The sequence below is a fragment of the Bacillus sp. TL12 genome (genome assembly GCF_022625245.1).
Lineage (GTDB): Bacteria > Bacillota > Bacilli > Bacillales > Bacillaceae_G > Bacillus_A.
The window spans coordinates 1-4,688 of the sequence record NZ_JAJJBY010000095.1 but is presented as its reverse complement, the minus strand read 5'-3'; the positions used below and the strand labels follow the sequence as shown (position 1 = coordinate 4,688).

At 33.0% G+C, this 4,688-nt stretch carries 3 protein-coding genes; 1 reads left to right on the top strand and 2 read right to left on the bottom strand.

Annotated elements, in window-relative coordinates:
• Positions 1 to 835: 835 nt before the first annotated feature.
• A complete protein-coding gene (locus LOK41_RS27325) occupies positions 836 to 1,408 on the bottom strand; it encodes a hypothetical protein (RefSeq protein WP_241819243.1) in 573 nt (190 codons plus the stop codon).
• Between the two features lie 520 nt (positions 1,409 to 1,928).
• Between LOK41_RS27325 and mobV the strand changes: the two genes are divergently transcribed.
• Positions 1,929 to 3,149 carry a MobV family relaxase gene (gene mobV / locus LOK41_RS27320; protein ID WP_347269382.1) on the top strand — a complete coding sequence of 407 codons (1,221 nt, stop codon included), beginning with the start codon at positions 1,929 to 1,931 and terminating at the stop codon, positions 3,147 to 3,149.
• A 51-nt stretch (positions 3,150 to 3,200) separates the two neighbouring features.
• On the opposite strand, the gene LOK41_RS27315 is transcribed toward mobV, so the two are convergent.
• A complete protein-coding gene (locus tag LOK41_RS27315; protein WP_241819241.1) occupies positions 3,201 to 3,758 on the bottom strand; it encodes a replication/maintenance protein RepL in 558 nt (185 codons plus the stop codon).
• Positions 3,759 to 4,688: the final 930 nt, after the last annotated feature.

Below are 4,688 nucleotides of genomic sequence, written 5' to 3'. Positions count from 1 at the left end.
AATATCTTTATCTAATGATGACATTACTTTTTAACCTCCCTCTATGTAATAGTTACCGTATATGGTAACTATTATACATACCAAATATGGTAACATAAATACCAAATATGGTAACTATTATGTTTAAAAAAACCTTATAGATAAAGGCTTTTTTTAATTCCTCTTGTGTCTTTTATAATAAGAGCTAAAAATCCCACTTAAAATTATATAATTTTAAGTGGGATTTTTAGCTCTTATTTCTTAATAAAGAATGTTTTACAAATTATCAATGTTTTTCGGCTTGTTCCTTTCTATATCTTTAAGTAGGGCTTTTCTCTATGCAATGGTCAGGTAGTATTTTTTGAGGAAACCATTCAAAAAATCTCCACCTTTCCTCCATTGCATAGAGAAATTCGGCAGGTATGGGCATGTCGCCAAGCCGAACATACCAAAAACGAGGATTTATGTAGTACGACTTGAACTAACAATTATACCTGCCGAACCGCCTGTACTACCGTTCTGTATATTTTCCTTTTTCAATATGTATATACGCATATTTAGGGGCTAGCCCCTCGCTACGCTTCACCCTAGCCTTTGCCTCACACCCAAAAACAAAGGGAAAATATACATGTTTCGTCATAATTTTAAACTCTTCATACTTAAAAACGTTAAGTGTCATAAAATCCTAAATCCCTTGATATGACTGGATTTGCGCCGTTTTTTTCTTTTTTTTCTTTCTTCTATATCACAATGAACTTTTCTCCATACAATAAACGAAGAGTATTTTTGAGAAACTCACTCAAAAAACCGTATCAACAATTAGATACGGTTTTAGTAGTCTCAAAGAAATGGAAATTTAAAAAGCTGATTCGATTGTTAATACAGCAGATGTAACAGTAAGAAGATCAGAAGACATGCCTGGAAGTAAAAACATAAAAGCCTGAATTCCGATTTCAGTTCCTGCTGTTAGGAAAACAGGTGTAGCTGGTCTTTGAGCAAATGGAACTTCAACTAATTTAGGAGTTCCCATTAGCGTAAGCGTTGCTGCTGCTTGAGAGCCTGGAATAGGTGTTCCATTAGCAGTCAATTGAGTAGATGCTGCGTCGAGGTTTCCTCCTCTAGAGATAGCTTTAAATTCATAGTATAAATTGTAAAATCCTGATATTAAAATTACAAGTTTTCCGGTGACAGGATTAAATCCAATACCATTTCCCTGACTAGCTACAGTTAATGGAACATCAAAACTAAAGCCATCTGTAACTAGGATATCAAAAGATGTAGCTAAGGCTGCAGTTCTAGCCAAAAAAGTACCAGGAGCAAGTGGTGGAGTAGGACAAGGATTAGGGAAGGGAACAGAAGTTGTAGGGGGGGTAGGACATGCAATACTTTCTATATTTTTATGAGAATGACAGTGACAGTGATTGTTCATATTTTCACCTCCATATTGAGGAATTTTTCTACACTTTATAGTTAATTCAAAAATAAAAAAAATGATAGAGACAAATCCCTATCATTTTCTGTTTATGCATAATCATTGTGGTCAATATAATTTATGATGACTTGTTATATTGGTGTCTGTCAACGGTAAGCGGAACGAAGTGAGCATTAAGGAGTTGACAGATTCACTCCACCCAAATCCTCTTGTTGTGTCAAAACGGTTACCGTTTTGACCTGCCTACCGGCGAGGGAGCCCCTCAAGGATTGAGGGGTTGGGGAGTTCGATTGAGGGGGTCTGGGGAAGAGTTCCCCAGTGGGTTTGGGCGACGCCCAAGGTTTTTATTCGGCTTGCCGAATCCCCCGTAGGGGCACACTCTTTACGATAGTAAAGTATAGTGTGCTATACTTTACATGGAAGTCCACCGAAAAAACAGTGGAGAAGTATATATACTTTACAAAGTGGTCGAGAACAGAATAGAGAGAAAAATTAAGGCAGGTTGGGGTGAGGATTCGTGAGTTTTGCGATTTGTAGAATGCAGAAATTTAAAATACGAGATGTGAAAGGAATCCAGATTCATAATCAACGAGAAAAAGAGAGTCATACAAATCCTGATATTGAAAAAGAACAAAGTCATTTAAATTATGATTTACATAATGATCAGTACATCGATTATTTAAGAACAGTAAAAGAAAAAATCGAACAGAATGTAGAAACCAATCGAGCGATTCGAAAAGATGCAGTTGTGATGTGCGAATTTGTGGTAACAAGTGATAGAGGTTTCTTTGAACGTTTAAGTGAAGAAGATCTAGATTCTCAAAAAGAATTTTTTGAGGAAGCCTATAGTTTTTTGAAAGAACGATATGGAGAACAAAACATTGTACATGCAGCGGTACATTTGGATGAAAAGACGCCCCATATGCATGTAGGAATGGTTCCAGTGACGGAAGAAAAGAAGTTATCAGCGAAACAGATTTTTAATCGTAAAGAATTAGTTTCACTTCAGGATGATTTTCATGCTCATATGGTGGAGAAAGGTTTTGATTTAGAGCGCGGAGTATCCAGTGACAAAAAACATATTGAAACCGCACGTTTTAAAGCTTTGACGGCAAAAGAAGAGGTTCAAGTGTTACAAGATACACTTGTAGAAAAAGAGTTAGAAAAACAACAAATAGAGAAATCAATGCAGCAAATGCAAAATCGTTTAAATGTTTTAAAAAGAGCTGTTAAAGTAGGGAAACGAGTAGAAGAGATGCCTGTGAAAGAAAAAGGAGGTCTCATACGCTCTAAAACGGTCGAAATTGGAGCGGAAGATTTTAAAAGGATCAAAACCCTTGCAAAAGCATCAGAGGCCTTTAAAAGGGAAAATGAGACGTTACAGAGGAAAAATCATGCGTTGGAAGTGAATCATACAGATTTACATACAACTGTAAAACGTTTAGAAAAAGAGAAAAAAGAATTAGAGCCCTATAAAGCGAAATATGAGAGACTTCAAAAGTTATTTGCACAAATGCAGGAGTTTTATAAAGAACGAGTTCCTCAAGGATTGGAGAAATTTCAACAAATTGTAGGATATTGCAAGAAGAAAGTGAATATCACTTTAAATCCCTTTAGTAATACTCGATTTAGTGAGAACAATTTAACTGAACATGAGCGAAAAGGGTATGATCTTGCTTCAAAAGATTTACAACAAAAAAGAAAAAAGAAAAGCAAGAATATGGATTTAGAAAGATAAAAAAGAAACCAAAAAGTACCCAAATTTTAAAATTCATGGGTACTTTTTGAGTTATTCTTTTTCTTTTAACATTTTAATATTATTGTAATTGTATTTGTCAAAAAGCGTATTATTTTCTTTTTTACTTAATAAAATTGTTCCGTTAAAACCAACATATTTCTTCTTGTTATGTGCATTTTGAAAAGCTACTTCTGGATTAATTATGTAAGCATTAGCTGTACCTACTTTTGCAACATTAATAAAATTATGCTCTTCAAGATATTTAATAGCTTTATATATTGTTGTTCTACCTTTTCCAAATTCTTCGCTTAAAAGTTGTTGTGAAGCCATTACTAGATTATTATTGTTCATATTATCTAAGAAAAAGACAAAAATTTCACTAGCTAATTGATTATCTTTAATTAATAACTGTAAAGCTTTTAATCCCATTCCTTTATAAACTTGTACAAATGGGGGATTATCAGCTTCTTTTTTTTGTTGTTCGATTTCTTTTTGTTCAGCATCTTTTAAGTCGATTAATTTTTCAACAGAAGATAAAGGCAATCCAGTTAATTCAAGAATTTGCATTAAATCATTTTTACTGATGTTTATATCATCTTTATTTGGCAAATTTATCAACCTTTCTTCGTGAACATATATGTTCACGTTTGTGAACGTCTTGTTCAAATTATAAAACAAGACGTTCACAAAAACAATGAAAAAGTGAACAGTTTGTTTTCTTATGTTCACCCCTAGGGTGAACATATATGTTCACCCTAGGGGTGAACATAAGAAAATTATAAACCCTTATTTATCAAGGGTTTTCGAGGTTTTCCCTTCTATATCTTTAAATAGCTTTCCACTATGCAATGGTCGGGTAGTATTTTTTGAGTGGGGTTCTCAAAAAATACTACCCTTTTGTCACTGCATAATGGAATTCAGCAGGTATGGATATGTTGCCAAGCCGAACATACGGAAAACAAGGATTTCATAGCATTTAAAATAAAAAATGTGTATTTATTGAGTTCAAAATAGTAATTTAAACATAAATTGTATTACATGTCAGACTTACCTTTCTAATTCTAATGAAAAACCAAAAAGCAAAAGATCCCGAAACATTTCGGGATCTTTTGCTTTTTTAAGAGATAGAGAGTGTTATAGTTTATTTTTTTCAATCATAATTAATTTTAAAAGGAATCCATTGATTAGATATGATGTAGAAAAGTTTATAACGTAGGCTGCTGTATATTTTTAGTTTATGCACGTTATAAAAATGTGTATATAACTAAATAAGCTTTTTTATTTTTTGTAACATTTTTAGAAATTGTGTTTTTACTAGATACAAATAAAAAAAGACAAGCATAAATTATATTACGTTTTGGTGAAACCTCCTTATTTTACAAAAAAAAAGCCCAAATCCTAACAATGGATTTGGGCTTTTTATAAAATACCAAAAAAAGACCAGCATATTTCATGGTTACTTATTTTATGATTTTAAGGTGTTTTACTTCTTTTCGGACTTGTTCCAAATTTTTATCTCGGCCTCTAAAAGCAAATAAA

Bases quoted from the DNA above. Each gene is read 5' to 3' on its own strand.
- LOK41_RS27325 (WP_241819243.1), bottom strand. From the start codon at position 1,408: ATGAACAATCACTGTCACTGTCATTCTCATAAAAATATAGAAAGTATT.